The organism is Streptomyces sp. NPDC018610, from assembly GCF_044391765.1.
GTDB lineage: Bacteria > Actinomycetota > Actinomycetes > Streptomycetales > Streptomycetaceae > Streptomyces.
Genome location: NZ_JBISAL010000001.1, coordinates 43,530 through 61,350 on the forward strand (window position 1 = coordinate 43,530; position 17,821 = coordinate 61,350).

The following is a 17,821-nucleotide window of genomic DNA, read 5'->3' on the forward strand; positions in this document are numbered from 1 at the left end:
GGCAAGGTCCGTGAGACACGGTTGTGACGACAGGAGCACGTCCCCACAAGCGGAATCGAGTATTCCGTCCGGCTCCGCCCGTACCGCCGAACGGGTTGTTCGCAGAAAGGCCAGGTCACAGGCGCGCGACGGCCGAGCCCTTGGCACATAAGGGCTCGGCCGGGAAATCGGTGTATGACACACCCCGATACGAAAAGATCTCACACAGATGATGGATCACCGATGGGCCGAATGATCCATGCCCCGTTGACCGGCGCCCGGACGGCGCCCGGTCGGAGCCCCGGAGAGGCCGGGGCGCCCCGCCGTCAGGCCAGGGCGACGAGGTCCGCGTAGTCGGCGCCCCACAGGTCCTCGACGCCGTCGGGCAGCAGGATGATCCGCTCGGGCTGGAGCGCCTCGACGGCGCCCTCGTCGTGCGTGACGAGGACGACCGCGCCCTTGTAGGTGCGCAGCGCCCCGAGGATCTCCTCGCGGCTGGCCGGGTCGAGGTTGTTGGTGGGCTCGTCCAGCAGCAGGACGTTGGCCGAGGAGACCACCAGGGTCGCCAGCGCGAGACGGGTCTTCTCACCGCCGGAGAGGACCCCGGCCGGCTTGTCGACGTCGTCGCCGGAGAACAGGAACGAGCCGAGCACCTTGCGGACCTCGACCAGGTCCATGTCGGGTGCCGCCGAACGCATGTTCTCCAGGACGGTGCGCTCCGGGTCCAGGGTCTCGTGCTCCTGCGCGTAGTAGCCGAGCTTGAGGCCGTGACCGGGGACGACCTGGCCGGTGTCGGGCTTCTCCACGCCGCCCAGCAGCCGCAGCAGCGTGGTCTTGCCCGCGCCGTTGAGACCCAGGATGACGACCCGGGAACCCCTGTCGACGGCCAGGTCGACGTCCGTGAAGATCTCCAGGGAGCCGTACGACTTCGACAGGCCCTCGGCCATCAGCGGCGTCCTGCCGCAGGGCGCGGGCTCGGGGAAGCGGAGCTTGGCGACCTTGTCGGACTGCCGCGCGGCCTCCAGCCCCGCCAGCAGCTTGTCGGCGCGGCGGGCCATGTTCTGCGCGGCCACGGTCTTGGTGGCCTTGGCGCGCATCTTGTCGGCCTGGGAGTGCAGCGCGGCGGCCTTCTTCTCGGCGTTGGCGCGCTCGCGCTTGCGGCGCTTCTCGTCGGCCTCGCGCTGCTGCTGGTAGAGCTTCCAGCCCATGTTGTAGATGTCGATCTGGGAGCGGTTGGCGTCCAGGTAGAACACCTTGTTGACGACCGTCTCGACCAGGTCGACGTCGTGGGAGATGACGATGAAGCCGCCGCGGTAGGTCTTCAGGTAGTCGCGCAGCCAGATGATCGAGTCCGCGTCGAGGTGGTTGGTCGGCTCGTCCAGCAGCAGGGTGTCCGCGTCGGAGAACAGGATGCGGGCCAGCTCGATACGGCGGCGCTGACCGCCGGAGAGCGTGTGCAGGGGCTGGCCGAGCACCCGGTCGGGCAGGTTGAGCGCGGCGGCGATGGTGGCGGCCTCGGCCTCGGCGGCGTACCCGCCCTTGGTGAGGAACTCGGTCTCCTGGCGCTCGTACTGGCGCAGCGCCTTCTCGCGCGTGGCGCCCTGGCCGTTGGCGATGCGCTGCTCGTTCTCGCGCATCTTGCGGATCAGGACGTCCAGGCCGCGGGCGGACAGGACGCGGTCGCGGGCGAGCACGTCGAGGTCGCCGGTGCGCGGGTCCTGCGGGAGGTAGCCGACCTCGCCGGAGCGGGTGATGGTGCCGCCGGCCGGGATGCCCTCGCCGGCGAGGCACTTCGTGAGGGTGGTCTTGCCGGCGCCGTTGCGGCCGACCAGACCGATGCGGTCGCCCTTGGCGACGCGGAAGGTTGCGTTCTCGATGAGGATGCGGGCGCCGGCGCGCAGCTCGATGCCGGAAGCGGAGATCACGGACAGACTCCAGGGCGGGTAGGGGCGGGACGGACGGCTTGAGGACGTTCCCGCTGGTCTAATGCGCGAGGAGAATGGCCATGCGGAACAGTCTAACGGGGGCCCGCAAGCGGTTTTCCCCGGTGTTCGCGCGAGCGCGGGACCGGGGTCGCGGGGAGGCGGGCTCCCGCGTCGCCGCCGGGCGTCGTCGGTGGCCGCTGCCACACTGGGCGACGGGCCGCGATCCCCGGCCCGAACCGGGTCACGAGGGAGTGATCGGCATGACGGACACGGTCGGCGGCGGACGCCCGAGCATCTACCCGGCGCTGCTGTACGCGGACGCGAAGGCGGCCGTGAAACAGCTCACCGAGGCCCTCGGCTTCACCGAGCTGTCGGTGTACGAGGGCGAGGACGGCCTGGTCCAGCACGCCGAGCTGGTGCAGGGCAACGGCGCGGTGATGCTCGGCTCGAAGGCGCGCGGCGGCCGGTTCGACGAGGCGATGCGCGGGGCGGGCCCGGCGGGGGTGTACGTCGTCGTGGACGACGTGGACGGCCACTACCAGCGCGCGGTGGACCACGGCGTGGAGATCCTGATGCCCCCGACCGACCAGGACCACGGGTCCCGGGACTACATGGCCCGGGACGCCGAGGGCAACGTCTGGAGCTTCGGCACGTACGCGCCGCGCACGGAGGGCTGAGCCCGCCCGACGCCCCGGCCCGCTCAGCTGCCGCCGGTGTGGACCTGGAAGGCGGCCCGGCGGACGGCCTTGGCGAGGGCCGGATCGGGGTGCGCGGCGGCGAGCGCGACCAGCACCTGCACGGTACGCGGGTGCCCCACGGCCCGTACCTCGTCGAGCAGGGCGGGGACGGTGGGCTGCAGCGCGGCCTCCAGGTGCCGTACGAGCATCGGCGCCTCGCCGTGGTCGGCGACGGCGGCGGCGGTGTCCACCCACAGCCAGGTCGCCTCCTCGCGGGTGAGGACCTCGTGCGCGTCCTCCGGGTCGACGCCGTCGTGCTCGGCCAGCCACAGCAGGGCGTACGGCCGCAGCGCCGGCTCGTCGAGCACGGCCCGTACGTCGGGCTCGGCGGGGGCGCCGACGACGCGCAGCGCCTCGAAGGCGAGCCCGCGCAGCAGGGCGTCCTCGCCACGGGCGGCGACCAGGAGCTCGGTGACGGCGCTGCCCACGGGGCGGGCGGCGAGCCAGGCGCGGTACTCGGCGCGGGCCGCGTTGGGGCGCAGCTGGGCGCAGCCGCGGAGCATGTCCTCGGCGGCCTGCTCGATGTTCCCGGCGGGGCTCTGGGCGGCGACGCAGATCTGCTCCAGCTTGACCCAGACCGCCCAGCTGCCCAGCGGGGTGAGGGTGGCCTGGCCGTCGCCGTAGGTGAGCGCGCCGACGGAGGCCAGCGCGCGCAGGGCCCAGTCGAGCAGCGGCTCGAGCGGGGCGTCGTCGGCCTCGGCGGGCTCCGGGGCGGGCGGGGCGGCCGTCGGGGCGAGGGGGGTGGGTTCGAGCTGCGGGTCGTAGGGGACCTCGCAGCGCGCGGTGCGCAGTTCGGTGACGCGCTGCTGGAGGAGGTCGAGGAGCTGGTCGACGGGGACGGGGCCGGCGGAGAGCTGGAGGAAGGAGAGCACCTGCGGCATGGCCGAGACGACCTCGGCGACGGCGGCGGCCTCCCGGTCCCCGGGCTCCGGGCAGGCGAGCGACCACGCGTCGAACAGGGCCACCCAGCCGCGCAGCACGGCGCTGTCGTCGCGGTCCCAGGCGCGCAGCCGCCAGCCGGGGCGGGCGCTGTCGCCGTGGACCTCGATGAGGCCGGCGAGGCGGGCGGTGTCCCAGTCGGCGCGGATCCGGGCGACCGTGAGGCCCAGCTCGCCGGCCGCACGTTCGGCGGTGCTCGCGGAGAGGGTGGCCTTGCCGTCGGCGGTCGCCCCGTCGCGGCCGGGCCCGAGGGCGGCGTCGGCCCAGCGGGCGACGCGGACCGCGCCGGCCAGGCCGGAGCGCGCCATTCTGGCCAGCTCCGCGGGGGCGGGGGTGCCCTCCGGGGGGCGGGGCGCGGGGCGGCGCGGGCGCCGCTGGTTCACGGCTCGGGGGGCGGCGGCCAGGGGTCGTGGGCGGACGAGTCGAAGCCTGGAGTCGCGCGGGATACGGGACGTCACAGGTGCAGTCTTCCGGTTGACGGTCCGAAAACCCAAACGGAATGTCACGGCGGGCGACGGGGAAGGCCAACGCAGGGGTCCGGACCGCGGGCGGAACGACGCGAACCGGCCGGCGCGGAACGGGAGTCGGCGCGGCGGGAACCGCCCGCTGCGGGGCGGGGCGGCCCCCGCCCCGGCCGGGAGCGGAACGGCCGGAGCAGGTCGCGGGGCCGGTCGCGCACCGGTCACATCAGCGGGGTGAGGAAGCGGCGCAGGGCCTCCTCGTAGCCCTCGGGGTCGGCGTTCCACATGGCGCCGTGAGGGGCGTCGGGGACCGTGTGCAGGGCGACCAGGTTGGGTCGGCGGGCGGCCAGTCGGCGGGAGAAGCGCCAGGGCGCCACCTCGTCGCCCGGGCCGTGGAAGATCAGGGTGGGCACCGTGAGCCGCGCGGGGTCGGCGGCCTCGGCGACGCGGTCCCCGTGCAGTCCGGTGCGGCCCTGCGCGGCGCGCACCGCGAGCGGCAGCAGGGCGTGCGGGGTGTGCCGCGCCCTGGCCAGGGCCCGCAGCGTGGTCTCCCAGTCGAGCACCGGCGAGTCAAGGATCAGCCCGGAGACGCGGTCGCGCAGCTCCGAGTGGAGGGCGGCGCGCAGCGCCATGGTGGCGCCGGTGGACCAGCCGTACAGGACGACCCGTTCGGCGCCGTGAAGCACGGCGTGGCGGATCGCCGCGTCCAGGTCGCGCCACTCGGTCTGGCCGAGGTGGCTCAGACCGTCCGGGGAGCGGGGCGCGCCGAGGTCGCCGCGGTAGGCGAGGTCCAGCACCGGGAAGTGTCTGCGGTGCAGGAACTCCATGATGTTCAGGGGAAGTTCCCGGGTGGTGCCCAGGCCGTGCACGGTGATCACCCAGGTCTCGCGGACGCCGGGCAGGAACCAGGCGGGCAGGTTGCCCAGTTCGCCGGGGACGTCGACGTCGGTGTAGCGCAGGCCGAGGGCGCTGTGCGGGTTGCCGACGTGCACGTTGGGGGTGAGCCAGACCTTGTCGCGGGGGTGCAGGAGGCCGTGCGTGACGCGGTCGAGGCGGCGGACGACGGTGTCGGGCAGATGGGGGGCGCCGTTCAGGACGGGGCCCACGATGGCGTGGGAGCCGTTGCCGGCCAGACCGTAGGTGCCGGGGCGCAGCGAAGCCAGGTCACGGGTGAGGGTGATCTGGCCGGCGGCCGTGCCGTGCACGGTGAGCCGGTGGTCGGTGGGCAGGGGCCGGCCCGGGGGTGCCTTGAGCGCGGCGTCGCTCGCGAGCCGGCCGACGGCGACGCTCGCCGCGCCGGCCGCCAGGGCCGCGGTGACGGCCGCGGCCGTCGCTTTGACTGTGCGCACGGGACCAGTGTCACGGCGTACCGGAGCACCGGCCAGCGGGAGAAGGGGTCGGGGTGACATGCCCCTGCGAGTTCCAGGAAGAGCCGCCTTCATCCCTGGTCGTGGTTTCGGGGGGATCCGCCTTCGTCACCGGGCCCGGCCGCCGGGGGATCCGCCTTCGCCACGAAGCCCGGCCGCCGGGGGATCCGCCTTCGCCACGAAGCCCGGCCGCCGGGGGATCCGCCTTCGTCGCGGGGCCGCGCCCGTGCTCGTGCCTCACGCCCGACGCACGGCTCGGTCCCACCGCGCCCTGCCGGGCGCGGCCCGGGGCGGGCCGTCGTCGGGAGCCGGCTCGTCGGGGTCAGGTGCGGGGGCTCTGGCCGTAGTCGCGCAGGCGGGCCGTCGCCTGGTCCAGCTGGTGCGGCGACAGCAGGGACGGGGTCAGGCCGGGCACGGCGGAGGCGGTCAGCCACAGCCGGCACATCCACTCCAGCTGGGCGGTGCGGTCGTAGGCCTGGTCGAGGGTCGCGCCGTAGGTGAGGGTGCCGTGGTTCTGGAGCAGGCAGCCGGAGCGGCCGGCGAGGGCGCCGAGCATGTTCCGGGCCAGCTCCTCGGTGCCGTACGTCGCGTACGGGGCGACCCGTACCGGTCCGCCGAGCGCGCCCGCCATGTAGTGGACGAGCGGCAGCTCGGGGACGAGGGTGGAGACGGCCGTCGCGTGCACGGCGTGGGTGTGGACCACGGCGCCCGCGTCGGTGGCGCGGTAGACGGCGAGGTGCATGGGCAGCTCGCTGGTCGGGACGAGCGAGCCGACCACCTGCCGGCCGTCGAGGTCGACGCCGGTGACGTCGTCGGGGGCGAGCCGGTCGTAGGGCACGCCGGACGGGGTGACCAGCACGGTGTCCCCGACGCGGACCGACACGTTGCCGGAGGTGCCGACGACCAGGCCGTCCGCGACGGTCCGGCGGGCGGTGGCCACCAGTTCGCGCCAGGCGCGGGTCTCCTCCTCCCGCGCCTGGCGGCGGCCCCCCGCCGCCCCGCCGCCGCCCGCGGCCCGCCGGTCGCTCGCGGCCCCGTGACCGCCCGTGTCCGGACGGTCGCCTTCCCGTTCCTCGCCCCGCTGTTCGGTCATGCGGTGATCCTGCCAGCCGTGTGAAGTGGGCAACAGAATCGGACACCGCCCATACCGGCCCAGTTCATCTTCCGTTCACCCTGGTTACCTACGTTCGACGAGCCAATGACGCTCGAACGATTGCCTGGGTAAATGGAAAGCTTCTCGCTGATCCTCGCGATCGTGGTGATAACCGCACTCGCGTTCGATTTCACGAACGGTTTCCACGACACCGCCAACGCGATGGCCACCACCATCTCCACCGGCGCGCTCAAGCCCAAGGTCGCGGTGGCCATGTCCGCCGCGCTGAACCTGGTGGGCGCCTTCCTCTCCGTGGAGGTCGCCAACACGATCTCCAAGGGTCTCGTCGACGAGACCGGCATCCGTCCCGAGGTCATCTTCGCCGCCCTGGTCGGCGCGATCCTCTGGAACCTCCTGACCTGGCTGGTCGGGCTCCCGTCCAGTTCCTCGCACGCCCTCATGGGCGGTCTGATCGGCGCCACCATCGCCTCCGCCGGCATGGACGCGGTGCACGGCGGCGTCCTGGTCACCAAGGTCATGATCCCGGCGGTCGCCGCCCCGGTCGTCGCGGGCGTCGCCGCGCTGGCCGCGACCCGGCTGTCGTACACCGTCGGCGGGAAGTCGGACGGCAGGGCGGCCGAGAAGGGCCACCGGGTCGGCCAGATCGCCTCCGCCGGCCTGGTCTCGCTGGCCCACGGCACCAACGACGCGCAGAAGACGATGGGCATCATCACCCTCGCCCTGATCGCCGGCGGCGCCATCGCCCCCGGCTCCAACCCTCCCACCTGGGTGATCCTCTCGGCCGGCCTGGCCATCGCCCTCGGCACCTACATCGGCGGCTGGCGCATCATCCGCACCATGGGCTCGGGCCTCACCGACCTCCAGCCGCAGCAGGGCTTCGCCGCCCAGACCAGCTCGGCCGCCGCCATCCTGGCCTCCTCCCACCTCGGCTTCTCGCTCTCCACCACCCACGTCGTCTCCGGCTCGGTGATGGGCGCGGGCCTCGGCCGCAAGGGCGGTGTGGTCCGCTGGTCCACCGCCGGCCGCATGGCCGTCGCCTGGGTGCTGACGCTGCCGGCCGCGGCGCTGGTCGGCGCGGGCGCGGAGGCCGTGACGGGCCTCGGCGACTGGGGCACCGCGCTGGTCGCCGTGTTCCTGATCGGCTCCAGCGCCGCCATCTGGAAGATCTCCCGCCGCCAGGTCGTCGACCACACCAACGTCGCCGGGACCGGTGACGGGTCCGAGGAGCCGGCCGGCGTGGTGACCCAGGCGATCGCCGCCGTGGCCCCGCCCCCGGCCGCCCCCGCGGCCGTGATCCCCGCCCAGGCCGTCGCCGAGACCGTCGCCGACGTCCCCGCCGCGGCGCCCGCCGTCCCGCTCGCCGGGCCCCCGGCCGTCGCCCTGCTCGCCGAGGAACTCGCGGCGACCATCCCCGCCCCGGCGTCCGCGCCCCGTATCGACATCGACCTCGGCACGACGCCGCCGACGGCCCCCGCGACCGCGGCGGTCCCGCCGGCCGCGACCGTCTGAGTCCCGCACTCCGCTCCCCCAAGGAAGCATCAGCATGAAGATCGACTGGGCAGCCCTCGGCTCCGTCTTCGGCGTCAGCCTCGTGGTCACCGTAGGCCTCGTGGGCCTGTTCACCCTGGGCATCGCCGGCCTCTCCCGCCGCGAGCGGGCCGTCGCCCACGGCGACGGCGGCGGGGCGCTGGCGGTCACCGGCGCGTACGTCTGCTTCGCCGCGTGCGCCGCCGCCGTCGGCTACGGCATCTACCTGATCATGGGCAAGGGCTGAGCGCGGGCCGGACGAGACCGGTCCGGGCCGGTCACGGCCGACCCGGCTGGGACACGACCCGGTCCGGGGCCGACCCGGCCTGTGACTGACCCGTTCCGGACCGGCCACGGCGTCGCGACCCCCTCCCCGACACCCAGCCCCCTCCCCCGCCCCGCGCGGTGGCCGCCGACGAGCGGTCCGCGCGGGGCGGAGCCATGTCCGGCCGTGCGCCCCTGCCCGCCCGCCGTGCCCGCCCTCCGTACCCGCAGGTCGGAGGGCGTCATGGGGCGAACGGCGCACTCGGGCCGGGAGGGCGAGCGCCGTGGGCGCGGTCCGTGGACAGGCATGCGCGGCGCGCGGGAGACGTGTGGGGTGCGCAGGGCGCGCGGGGGCGGTGTGGGCCTCATCTCAGTACCCCGGCGCAGGTCAACGGCAAGTTGACTGGTGTTCGCGGGGCGTGGTGGACTGCCGGGGCCATGTACGGCGGCAGGAGAGGAAGCCCGGTGTGAATCCGGCGCGGTCCCGCCACTGTGACCGGGGAGGAACCTTCCCGGGAGCCAGGAACTCTCACCGCCGGTCTCGTCGAACCAGGGCGTGGACACCCTGAGTGAGGACATATCGCCATGCGCGGCTGCCGACCGAGAGTCACCAGCGACACCCTGACCGCCCCCGCGGCGGGCTGACCCGATGGGTGCCGATCGCGTCTTCGCGTACGGCGCCGCCGCCGGCCTCTTGGGCGACCTCCTCCTCGGCGATCCGCGCCGCGGGCACCCGGTCGCCGCGTTCGGCAGGGCCGCCGGCGCCGTAGAACGCGTGCTGTGGCGCGACCACCGCGGGTGGGGCGCCCTCCACACCGCCGTGTGCGCCGGTGGCGCCGCCGCGCTGGGCGCCGTCGCCGCCCGCGCCGTCCGCACCTCCCCCGCCGCCTCCGCCGCGCTGACCGGCGTCGCCACCTGGGCCGTCGTGGGCGGCACCTCGCTCGCCCGCGAGGCCCGCGCCGTCGGGCGGGCCCTGGAGTCCGGCGACGTCGAGGCCGCCCGGGCCCGGCTGCCGCACCTGTGCGGGCGCGACCCGCAGGCGCTGGACGCCGACGGGATCGCGCGGGCCGTCGTGGAGTCCGTCGCCGAGAACACCTCCGACGCGGTGGTCGGCGCGCTCACCTGGGGCGCCCTCGCCGGCGTGCCGGGGCTCCTCGGGTTCCGGGCGGTCAACACGCTCGACGCGATGGTCGGCCACAAGTCGCCCCGCCACCGGCGCTACGGGTGGGCCTCCGCCCGCCTCGACGACGTGGCCGGCTGGCCCGGGGCGCGGCTGACCGCCGTCCTGGCCACCGCGGCCGGCGGCGATCCGCGTGGGGCCGTACGGGCCTGGCGCGCCGACGCCGGCAAGCATCCGAGCCCCAACGCCGGGCCCGTAGAGGCCTCCTTCGCGGGGGCGCTCGGCGTGCGGCTGGGCGGCACGCTGTCGTACGGGGGGCGTGTGGAGCACCGGCCGGTACTCAACGGTGACGGACGCGCCGTCCAGGTGGCGGACATCGACCGGGCCGTACGGCTCTCCCGGCGCGTGAGCTGGCTCGCGCTCGGCACCTGCGCGGCCGCACGCCTCCTCGGACGCCGCCTCCTCGGCGCCCCGCCGGAGAGCGGGGGCCCCACGCGCACTCCTCCGAGGAAGGGACGTACGTCATGAGCGGCGGTCTGCTCGTCGCCGGAACCACCTCCGACGCCGGGAAGAGCGTCGTCACCGCCGGGATCTGCCGGTGGCTGGTCCGGCAGGGCGTCAAGGTCGCGCCGTTCAAGGCGCAGAACATGTCCCTGAACTCGTTCGTCACCCGCGAGGGCGCCGAGATCGGGCGGGCGCAGGCCATGCAGGCGCAGGCGTGCCGGATCGAGCCGACCGCGCTGATGAACCCGGTGCTGCTCAAGCCGGGCGGCGAGCAGAGCAGCCAGGTGGTGCTGCTGGGCAAGCCGGTCGGCGAGCTGAGCGCGCGCGGCTACCACGGCGGGCGGCAGCAGAAGCTCCTGGGCACCGTCCTGGACTGCCTGGCCGAGTTGCGGGGCACGTATGACGCGGTGATCTGTGAGGGGGCGGGCAGCCCGGCGGAGATCAACCTGCGCCGGACCGACATCGTCAACATGGGCATCGCGCGCGGGGCGCGGCTGCCGGTGCTCGTCGTCGGCGACATCGACCGCGGCGGTGTCTTCGCCTCCTTCTTCGGCACCGTCGCCCTGCTGTCCCCCGAGGACCAGGAGCTGGTCGCCGGGTACCTCGTCAACAAGTTCCGCGGCGACGTCTCGCTGCTGGAACCGGGCCTCGACATGCTGCAGGGACTGACCGGGCGGCGCACCTACGGCGTGCTGCCGTTCCGGCACGGGCTCGGCATCGACGAGGAGGACGGTCTCCGGGTCTCCCTGCGCGGCGCCGTGCGGGAGTCCGTCGTCGCCCCGCCGGTCGGCGAGGACGTGCTGCGCGTCGCCGTCTGCGCGATCCCGCTGATGTCGAACTTCACCGACGTGGACGCGCTGGCCGCCGAACCGGGCGTGGTGGTGCGGTTCGTGGACCGGCCGGAGGAACTGGCCGACGCGGACCTGGTCGTGGTCCCCGGCACTCGCGGCACGGTCCGGGCCCTGCGGTGGCTGCGGGAGCGCGGCCTCGCCGACGCCCTGGTGCGCCGGGCCGCCGAGGGTCTGCCGGTGCTCGGCGTCTGCGGCGGCTTCCAGATCCTCGGCGAGCACATCGAGGACGAGGTCGAGTCGCGCGCCGGCGCGGTCCCCGGGCTCGGACTGCTGCCCGTGCGGGTGCGCTTCGCCCGCGAGAAGACCCTCACCCGGCCGTCCGGGCAGGCCCTCGGCGAGCCGGTCGAGGGGTACGAGATCCACCACGGGGTGGCCACCGTCGAGGGGGGAGAAGCCTTCATCTCCGACGGCAGTGGACACAGCCTGGACGGCTGCCGGGCCGGCGCCGTCTGGGGCACCCACTGGCACGGCTCGCTGGAGTCGGACGGCTTCCGGCGGGCGTTCCTGCGCGAGGTGGCCGCCGCCGCGGGCCGCCGCTTCACCCCGGCGCCCGACACCTCGTTCGCCGCGCTGCGCGAGGAGCAGCTCGACCGGCTCGGCGACCTGATCGAACAGCACGCGGACACGGACGCGCTGTGGCGGCTCATCGAGTCCGGCGCGCCGCAAGGACTGCCTTTCATCCCACCGGGAGCGCCCGCATGAGCACAGTGTTGTTGTTGTCGACCGCCGACACCGATCTGCTGGCGGCCCGGGCCTCCGGCGCGGCCTACCGGATCGGCAACCCGACCCGGGTGGACGTGGCCGGCGAGCTGCCCGCGCTGCTCGAGGGCGCGGACGTCGCCGTCGTCCGGCTGCTCGGCGGCAAGCGGGCCTGGGAGGACGGGCTCGCCGCGTTGAAGGCGTCCGGCGTGCCGACCGTGCTGCTGGGCGGCGAGGCCGTGCCGGACGCGGAGCTGATGGCCGAGTCGTCCGTCCCGGCCGGTGTGGTCGCCGAGGCGCTGCGCTACCTCGTCGAGGGCGGCCCCGCCAACCTCGCCGAGCTGGCCCGGTTCCTTTCCGACACGGTGCTGCTGACCGGCGAGGGCTTCGAGGAGCCGCGGAAGATGCCGGAGTTCGGCGTCCACGGCGACCGCGCCCTGGTGGCGGGCCGGCCCACCGTCGGCGTGCTCTTCTACCGCGCCCACGAACTGAGCGGCAACACCGCCTTCGTGGACACCCTGTGCGACGCCATCGAGGCGCACGGCGCCAACGCCCTCCCGGTGTACTGCGGTTCGCTGCGCGACGCCGACCCGGCGCTGTACGGACTGCTGGCGAAGACGGACGCGCTCGTCGCCACCGTGCTGGCCGCCGGCGGCACGCACGCCTCGCAGGCGTCGGCGGGCGGCGACGAGGAGGCCTGGGACGTCGGCGCGCTCGCCGATCTGAACGTGCCCGTCCTGCAAGGGCTCTGCCTCACCTCCTCCCGGGCCTCCTGGGACGGGTCGGACGCCGCCCTGTCCCCCATGGACGCGGCGATGCAGGTCGCGATCCCCGAGTTCGACGGCCGGCTGATCACCGTCCCGTTCTCCTTCAAGGAACAGGGCCCGGACGACGTGCCCGTGTACGCGGCCGACCCCGAGCGGGCCTCCCGCGTCGCCGGGATCGCCGTACGGCACGCCCGCCTCGGGCACAAGCCGAACGCCGAGAAGAAGGTCGCCCTCGTCTTCACCGCGTACCCGACCAAGCACTCCCGCGTCGGCAACGCGGTCGGCCTCGACACCCCCGCCTCCGCGGTGCGCGTCCTGGACGCGCTGCGCGACGCCGGGTACGCGCTGACCGAATACCCGGACGACGGCGACGAGCTGATCCACCGGCTCATCGAGGCCGGCGGCCATGACGTGGAGTGGCTGACCGAGGAGCAACTGGCCGCCGCGCCCGCGCGGGTGCCGCTCGCCGACTACCGGGCGTGGTTCGCGGAGCTCGACCCGGAGCTGCGCGAGGCGATGACCGAGGCGTGGGGCGAGCCGCCGGGCTCCCTGTACGTCGACGGCGACGACATCGTGCTCGCCTCCCTGCGGTTCGGGAACGTCGTCGTGATGATCCAGCCGCCGCGCGGCTTCGGCGAGAACCCCATCGCGATCTACCACGACCCCGACATGCCGCCCTCCCACCATTACCTGGCGGCCTACCGCTGGCTGGACAACAGCTTCGGCGCCGACGCGATCGTGCACATGGGCAAGCACGGCACGATGGAGTGGCTGCCCGGCAAGGGCCTCGGCCTGAGCGCCGGCTGCGCGCCGGACGCGGTCCTCGGCGAGCTGCCGCTGATCTACCCGTTCATCGTCAACGACCCCGGTGAGGGCACCCAGGCCAAGCGGCGCGGGCACGCGACCGTGGTCGACCACCTCGTCCCGCCGATGGCCCGCGCCGACACCTACGGCGACCTCGCCAAGCTGGAGCAGCTCCTCGACGAGTACGCCCTCGTCTCCGACCTGGACCCGGCGAAGGCCCCGGCCGTCCGCGCCCAGATCTGGACGCTGGTCAAGGCCGCCGAACTGCACCACGACCTGCATGTGAACGAGCAGCCGGACGACGACGCGTTCGACGAGTTCGTCATGCACATCGACGGTTATCTGTGCGAGATCAAGGACGTGCAGATCCGTGACGGCCTGCACATCCTGGGCGGCGGCCCGGTCGGCGAGCCCCGGGTCAACCTGGTCCTCGCGGTGCTGCGCGCCTCCCAGGTGTGGGGCGGCCAGGCCGACGCGCTGCCCGGTCTGCGGGCCTCGCTGGCCGAGCACTTCGGACTGGTGGAGAAGGAGCTGCTGGCCGAGCCGGGCGCCCCGGTGAAGGTCCCGGTGGAGCTGACGGACCTGGTGGAGGGGCCGTCGCGGTCGGCCGCCGACGCGATCGACCTGCTGGAGCAGCTGTGCCGGCGGCTCGCCGAGGGCATGGAGGCGCGCGGCTGGGCGGCGGACGGGAGCGCCGCCCTGGTGCGGGAGGTGCTGGGCGTCGAACTGCCCGAGGCGGTCGCGGTGCTGGAGTTCGCCTGCACCGAGGTCGTACCGCGGCTGGCCCGCACCACGGACGAGATCGGGCACATCCTGCGGGCCCTGGACGGCGGTTACGTCCCGGCCGGCCCGTCCGGCTCGCCGACCCGGGGTCTGGTCAACGTGCTGCCGACCGGCCGGAACTTCTACTCGGTCGACCCCAAGGCGATCCCGTCGCGGCTGAGTTGGGAGGTCGGCCAGTCGCTGGCGGACTCGCTGGTGCAGCGCTACCTGACCGACACCGGCGCGTACCCGAAGTCCGTCGGCCTGACCGTGTGGGGCACCTCCGCGATGCGCACCCAGGGCGACGACATCGCCGAGATCCTGGCGCTGCTCGGCTGCCGTCCGGTGTGGGACGACGCCTCGCGCCGGGTGACCGGATTCGAGGTGGTCCCGCTGGAGGAGCTGGGCCGGCCGCGCATCGACGTCACGGTCCGTATCTCCGGCTTCTTCCGGGACGCGTTCCCGCACGTGGTCGGGCTGATCGACGACGCGGTGCGGACGGTGGCGAAGCTGGCCGAGCCCGCCGAGTCCAACTACGTCCGCGCGCACGCCGACGAGGACACCGCCGAGCACGGCGACCGGCGGCGTGCCACGGCCCGGATCTTCGGCTCCAAGCCGGGCGCGTACGGCGCGGGTCTGCTGCCGCTGATCGACGCCCGCAACTGGCGCTCGGACGCTGACCTCGCCGAGGTGTACGCGGTCTGGGGCGGTTACGCCTACGGGCGCGGGCTCGACGGGCGGGCGGCGCGCGGCGACATGGAGACGGCGTTCCGGCGGATCGCGGTGGCCGCGAAGAACGTCGACACCCGCGAGCACGACCTGGTCGACGCGGACGACTACTTCCAGTACCACGGCGGCATGGTGGCGATGGTGCGGCATCTGACGGGCGCGAGCCCGGAGGCGTACGTCGGCGACTCCGCCATCCCCGACCAGGTCAAGACCCGCACCCTGGGCGAGGAGACGCACCGCGTCTTCCGCGCGCGGGTGGTCAACCCGCGCTGGATGGCGGCCATGCGGCGGCACGGCTACAAGGGCGCCTTCGAGATGGCGGCGACCGTCGACTACCTCTTCGGCTACGACGCCACGGCGGGCGTGGTGGACGACTGGATGTACGAGAAGCTCAGCGCCGAGTACGTCTTCGACGCGGAGAACCGGGACTTCATGAAGAAGTCCAACCCGTGGGCGTTGCGCGGCATCACCGAGCGGCTGCTGGAGGCCGCCGACCGGGGGCTGTGGGCGGAGCCGGACGCGGACACGCTGGAGCGGCTGCGCGCCACCTATCTGGAGCTCGAGGGCGACTTGGAGGACGACGAGAAGTGAGTACCCCGTTTCCGTTCACGGCCGTCGTCGGTCAGGACGACCTGCGGCTCGCGCTGCTGTTGAACGCCGTCTCGCCGGCGGTCGGCGGTGTGCTGGTACGCGGCGAGAAGGGCACCGCCAAGTCCACCGCCGTACGGGCGCTTTCGGCGCTGCTGCCCCCGGTGGACGTCGTCTCCGGGTGCCGCTTCTCCTGCGACCCGGACGCGCCCGACCCCGCGTGCCCGGACGGGCCGCACGAGCCGGGGGCGTTCGAGACGCGGCCGGCGCGGATGGTGGAGCTGCCGGTCGGCGCGTCCGAGGACCGGCTCGTGGGAGCGCTGGACATCGAGCGGGCGCTCGCCGAGGGCGTCAAGGCGTTCGAGCCTGGCCTGCTCGCCGACGCCCACCGGGGCATCCTCTACGTGGACGAGGTCAACCTCCTCCACGACCACCTGGTCGACCTGCTGCTGGACGCGGCCGCGATGGGCGCCTCGTACGTGGAGCGCGAGGGCGTCTCCGTACGGCACGCGGCGCGGTTCCTGCTGGTGGGGACCATGAATCCCGAAGAGGGCGAGCTGCGGCCGCAGTTGCTGGACCGGTTCGGTCTGACCGTGGAGGTGGCCGCCTCCCGCGAGCCCGACCAGCGGGTCGAGGTCGTGCGCCGGCGGCTCGCCTACGACGACGACCCGGCCGGTTTCGCCGCGCGCTGGGCCGACGAGGAGAGCGCGGTGCGGCAACGGATCGCCGCCGCACGGGCGTTGCTGGCGCAGGTGCGCCTCGGTGACGGTGCGCTGCGGCAGATCGCGGCGACCTGTGCGGCCTTCGAGGTGGACGGCATGCGCGCCGACATCGTGATGGCGCGCACCGCCACCGCGCTGGCCGCCTGGGCGGGACGGACCGACGTGCTCGCCGAGGACGTGCGGCAGGCCGCGCTGCTGGCGCTGCCGCACCGGCGGCGGCGCAACCCGTTCGACGCTCCCGGTCTGGACGAGGACAAGCTCGACGAGACGCTGGAGCAGTTCGCCGGGGAGGACGGGAACGGCGACGACGAGCCCGACCCCGGTCCGGACGGACCCGGCGGTGGCGGCGGGCAGCCCATGCCGGACGACGGCGGCCCGCAGGGCGGCGACGCCGCCGCGCGGCCGGAGGCCGGCGAGGGCGGGGAGCCGCAGCCGTCCGGGGCGGGTGCGGGCGAGCAGGCGCCGGCGCGGGCGTCGGAGCCGTTCCGCACCAAGGTGCTGAGCGTTCCGGGCATCGGCGAGGGAGCGGCCGGGCGGCGCTCCCGTGCCCGCACCGAGCACGGCCGGACCACCGGCGCGCGGCGTCCGCGCGGCACGCTGACCAAGCTGCACCTGGCGGCGACCGTGCAGGCCGCCGCACCGCACCAGCGGGCGCGGGGGCGCAGCGGCCCGGGGCTGGTCGTGCGCCGGGACGATCTGCGGCAGGCGACGCGGGAGGGGCGCGAGGGCAATCTCGTGCTGTTCGTGGTGGACGCCTCCGGCTCGATGGCGGCGCGGCAGCGGATGAGGGCCGTGAAGGGCGCGGTGCTGTCGCTGCTGCTGGACGCCTACCAGCGGCGGGACAAGGTGGGGCTGGTGACCTTCCGGGGCCGGGACGCGGAGGTGGCGCTGCCGCCGACCTCGTCCGTGGACGCGGCCGCGGTCCGGCTGGGGTCGCTGCCGACGGGAGGCCGCACGCCGCTGGCGGCCGGGCTGCTCAGGGCGCACGAGGTGCTGCGGGTGGAGCGGCTGCGGGACCCGGCGCGCCGGGCGCTGGTGGTGGTGGTGACCGACGGGCGGGCCACGGGCGGCCCTGAGCCGGTCGCGCTCGCCGGGCGGGCTGCGCGGCTGTTCGCGGCCGACGGGGTCGCCTCGGTGGTCGTGGACTGCGAGTCGGGGCCGGTGCGGCTGGGGCTCGCCGGTCAGCTCGCCGGTGAACTGGGCGGTACGGCGGCGACGTTGGACGAGCTGCGGGCCGACTCGATCGCCGGCCTGGTCAGGCACGCGCAGGGGACTTCGAGGAGGGCCGCGTAATGCCGCAGGGGCAGCCGAGCGTCGTGCCCGAGGACGGTCTGACGACGCGTCAGCGGCGCAACCGGCCGCTCGTGGTCGTGCACACCGGCATCGGGAAGGGCAAGTCCACCGCCGCCTTCGGGCTGGCGCTGCGCGCCTGGAACCAGGGCTGGCCGATCGGGGTGTTCCAGTTCGTCAAGTCGGCGAAGTGGAAGGTCGGCGAGGAGAACGCGCTCAGGGTGCTCGGGGCGTCGGGGCAGGGCGGCTCCGTCGACTGGCACAAGATGGGCGAGGGCTGGTCGTGGGTCCAGCGCGACGCCCAGATGGACAACGAGGCCAAGGCCCGCGAGGGCTGGGAGCAGGTCAAGCGGGACCTGGCCGCCGAGACGTACCGGCTGTACGTGCTCGACGAGTTCGCGTACCCGATGCACTGGGGGTGGGTGGACACCGACGAGGTGGTCGAGGTGCTGCGCGCGCGGCCGGGCACCCAGCATGTCGTCATCACTGGACGCAACGCGCCCGGGGCGCTGGTGGAGTTCGCCGACCTCGTCACCGACATGTCGAAGGTCAAGCACCCCATGGACGTGGGGCAGAAGGGCCAGAGAGGCATCGAGTGGTGACACCCGTGCTGAACTCCGCCGAGTCCTCCGTCTCCGCCGCCGTGCCGTCCGGTTCCACCGCGGTGCCGTC

General features: G+C 74.5%; 12 protein-coding genes and 1 riboswitch. Of the genes, 8 read left to right on the forward strand and 4 right to left on the reverse strand.

Annotated features, from left to right (window positions below):
* Positions 1-305: 305 nt before the first annotated feature.
* The gene (locus ACH5A8_RS00220) at positions 306-1,904 is read right to left on the reverse strand and encodes an ABC-F family ATP-binding cassette domain-containing protein (protein WP_398996332.1); all 1,599 of its coding nucleotides are present in this window, start codon (positions 1,902-1,904) and stop codon (positions 306-308) included.
* Positions 1,905-2,164: 260 nt separating this feature from the next.
* Between ACH5A8_RS00220 and ACH5A8_RS00225 the strand changes: the two genes are divergently transcribed.
* Positions 2,165-2,581 (forward strand): VOC family protein, encoded by a 417-nt coding sequence (locus ACH5A8_RS00225; protein ID WP_398996334.1) that lies wholly within the window; start codon positions 2,165-2,167, stop codon positions 2,579-2,581.
* Positions 2,582-2,604: 23 nt separating this feature from the next.
* Here ACH5A8_RS00225 and ACH5A8_RS00230 read toward each other — a convergent pair whose 3' ends face one another.
* The 3 genes from ACH5A8_RS00230 to ACH5A8_RS00240 form a co-directional block, all read right to left on the reverse strand.
* Positions 2,605-3,888, reverse strand: a complete 1,284-nt coding sequence (locus ACH5A8_RS00230; RefSeq protein ID WP_398996336.1) for a hypothetical protein — start codon at positions 3,886-3,888, stop codon at positions 2,605-2,607.
* Positions 3,889-4,262: 374 nt separating this feature from the next.
* Positions 4,263-5,390, reverse strand: coding sequence for an alpha/beta hydrolase family protein (locus tag ACH5A8_RS00235; RefSeq protein ID WP_398996338.1), 1,128 nt, complete (start codon positions 5,388-5,390; stop codon positions 4,263-4,265).
* Positions 5,391-5,730: 340 nt separating this feature from the next.
* A complete protein-coding gene (locus tag ACH5A8_RS00240) occupies positions 5,731-6,501 on the reverse strand; it encodes a class II aldolase/adducin family protein (RefSeq protein ID WP_398996340.1) in 771 nt (256 codons plus the stop codon).
* A gap of 132 nt (positions 6,502-6,633) precedes the next feature.
* On the opposite strand from ACH5A8_RS00240, the gene ACH5A8_RS00245 reads away from it, so the two are divergent.
* From ACH5A8_RS00245 to cobO, 7 genes are all read left to right on the forward strand, one after another.
* Positions 6,634-8,031, forward strand: a complete 1,398-nt coding sequence (locus tag ACH5A8_RS00245; RefSeq protein ID WP_398996342.1) for an anion permease — start codon at positions 6,634-6,636, stop codon at positions 8,029-8,031.
* Between the two features lie 34 nt (positions 8,032-8,065).
* Positions 8,066-8,296, forward strand: a complete 231-nt coding sequence (locus ACH5A8_RS00250) for a hypothetical protein (RefSeq protein ID WP_398996343.1) — start codon at positions 8,066-8,068, stop codon at positions 8,294-8,296.
* Positions 8,297-8,718: 422 nt separating this feature from the next.
* A riboswitch (cobalamin riboswitch) is annotated at positions 8,719-8,863 on the forward strand.
* Between the two features lie 99 nt (positions 8,864-8,962).
* Positions 8,963-9,961 carry a cobalamin biosynthesis protein gene (locus ACH5A8_RS00255; protein ID WP_398996345.1) on the forward strand — a complete coding sequence of 333 codons (999 nt, stop codon included), beginning with the start codon at positions 8,963-8,965 and terminating at the stop codon, positions 9,959-9,961.
* Positions 9,958-11,490 carry a cobyric acid synthase gene (locus ACH5A8_RS00260; RefSeq protein ID WP_398996347.1) on the forward strand — a complete coding sequence of 511 codons (1,533 nt, stop codon included), beginning with the start codon at positions 9,958-9,960 and terminating at the stop codon, positions 11,488-11,490. The genes ACH5A8_RS00255 and ACH5A8_RS00260 overlap by 4 nt, the downstream gene beginning before the upstream one ends.
* The gene (cobN, locus tag ACH5A8_RS00265) at positions 11,487-15,140 is read left to right on the forward strand and encodes a cobaltochelatase subunit CobN (RefSeq protein ID WP_398996349.1); all 3,654 of its coding nucleotides are present in this window, start codon (positions 11,487-11,489) and stop codon (positions 15,138-15,140) included. The genes ACH5A8_RS00260 and cobN overlap by 4 nt, the downstream gene beginning before the upstream one ends.
* Entirely contained in the window at positions 15,137-17,152 is a 2,016-nt protein-coding gene (locus ACH5A8_RS00270) for a putative cobaltochelatase (RefSeq protein ID WP_398996351.1), read from the forward strand. The genes cobN and ACH5A8_RS00270 overlap by 4 nt, the downstream gene beginning before the upstream one ends.
* On the forward strand, positions 17,152-17,751 hold the full coding sequence (cobO, locus tag ACH5A8_RS00275; RefSeq protein WP_398996352.1) for a cob(I)yrinic acid a,c-diamide adenosyltransferase: 600 nt from the start codon (positions 17,152-17,154) through the stop codon (positions 17,749-17,751). Before ACH5A8_RS00270 ends, cobO begins: the two co-directional genes overlap by 1 nt.
* The last annotated feature ends 70 nt before the right edge of the window (positions 17,752-17,821 follow it).

Excerpts from the sequence above, each read along its gene's own strand:
- ACH5A8_RS00225 (WP_398996334.1), top strand. The coding sequence starts at position 2,165 with ATGACGGACACGGTCGGCGGCGGACGCCCGAGCATCTACCCGGCGCTG.
- ACH5A8_RS00230 (WP_398996336.1), bottom strand. The coding sequence starts at position 3,888 with ATGGCGCGCTCCGGCCTGGCCGGCGCGGTCCGCGTCGCCCGCTGGGCC.
- ACH5A8_RS00240 (WP_398996340.1), bottom strand. The coding sequence starts at position 6,501 with ATGACCGAACAGCGGGGCGAGGAACGGGAAGGCGACCGTCCGGACACG.
- ACH5A8_RS00245 (WP_398996342.1), top strand. The coding sequence starts at position 6,634 with ATGGAAAGCTTCTCGCTGATCCTCGCGATCGTGGTGATAACCGCACTC.
- ACH5A8_RS00250 (WP_398996343.1), top strand. The coding sequence starts at position 8,066 with ATGAAGATCGACTGGGCAGCCCTCGGCTCCGTCTTCGGCGTCAGCCTC.
- ACH5A8_RS00255 (WP_398996345.1), top strand. The coding sequence starts at position 8,963 with ATGGGTGCCGATCGCGTCTTCGCGTACGGCGCCGCCGCCGGCCTCTTG.
- ACH5A8_RS00260 (WP_398996347.1), top strand. The coding sequence starts at position 9,958 with ATGAGCGGCGGTCTGCTCGTCGCCGGAACCACCTCCGACGCCGGGAAG.
- cobN (WP_398996349.1), top strand. The coding sequence starts at position 11,487 with ATGAGCACAGTGTTGTTGTTGTCGACCGCCGACACCGATCTGCTGGCG.
- cobO (WP_398996352.1), top strand. The coding sequence starts at position 17,152 with ATGCCGCAGGGGCAGCCGAGCGTCGTGCCCGAGGACGGTCTGACGACG.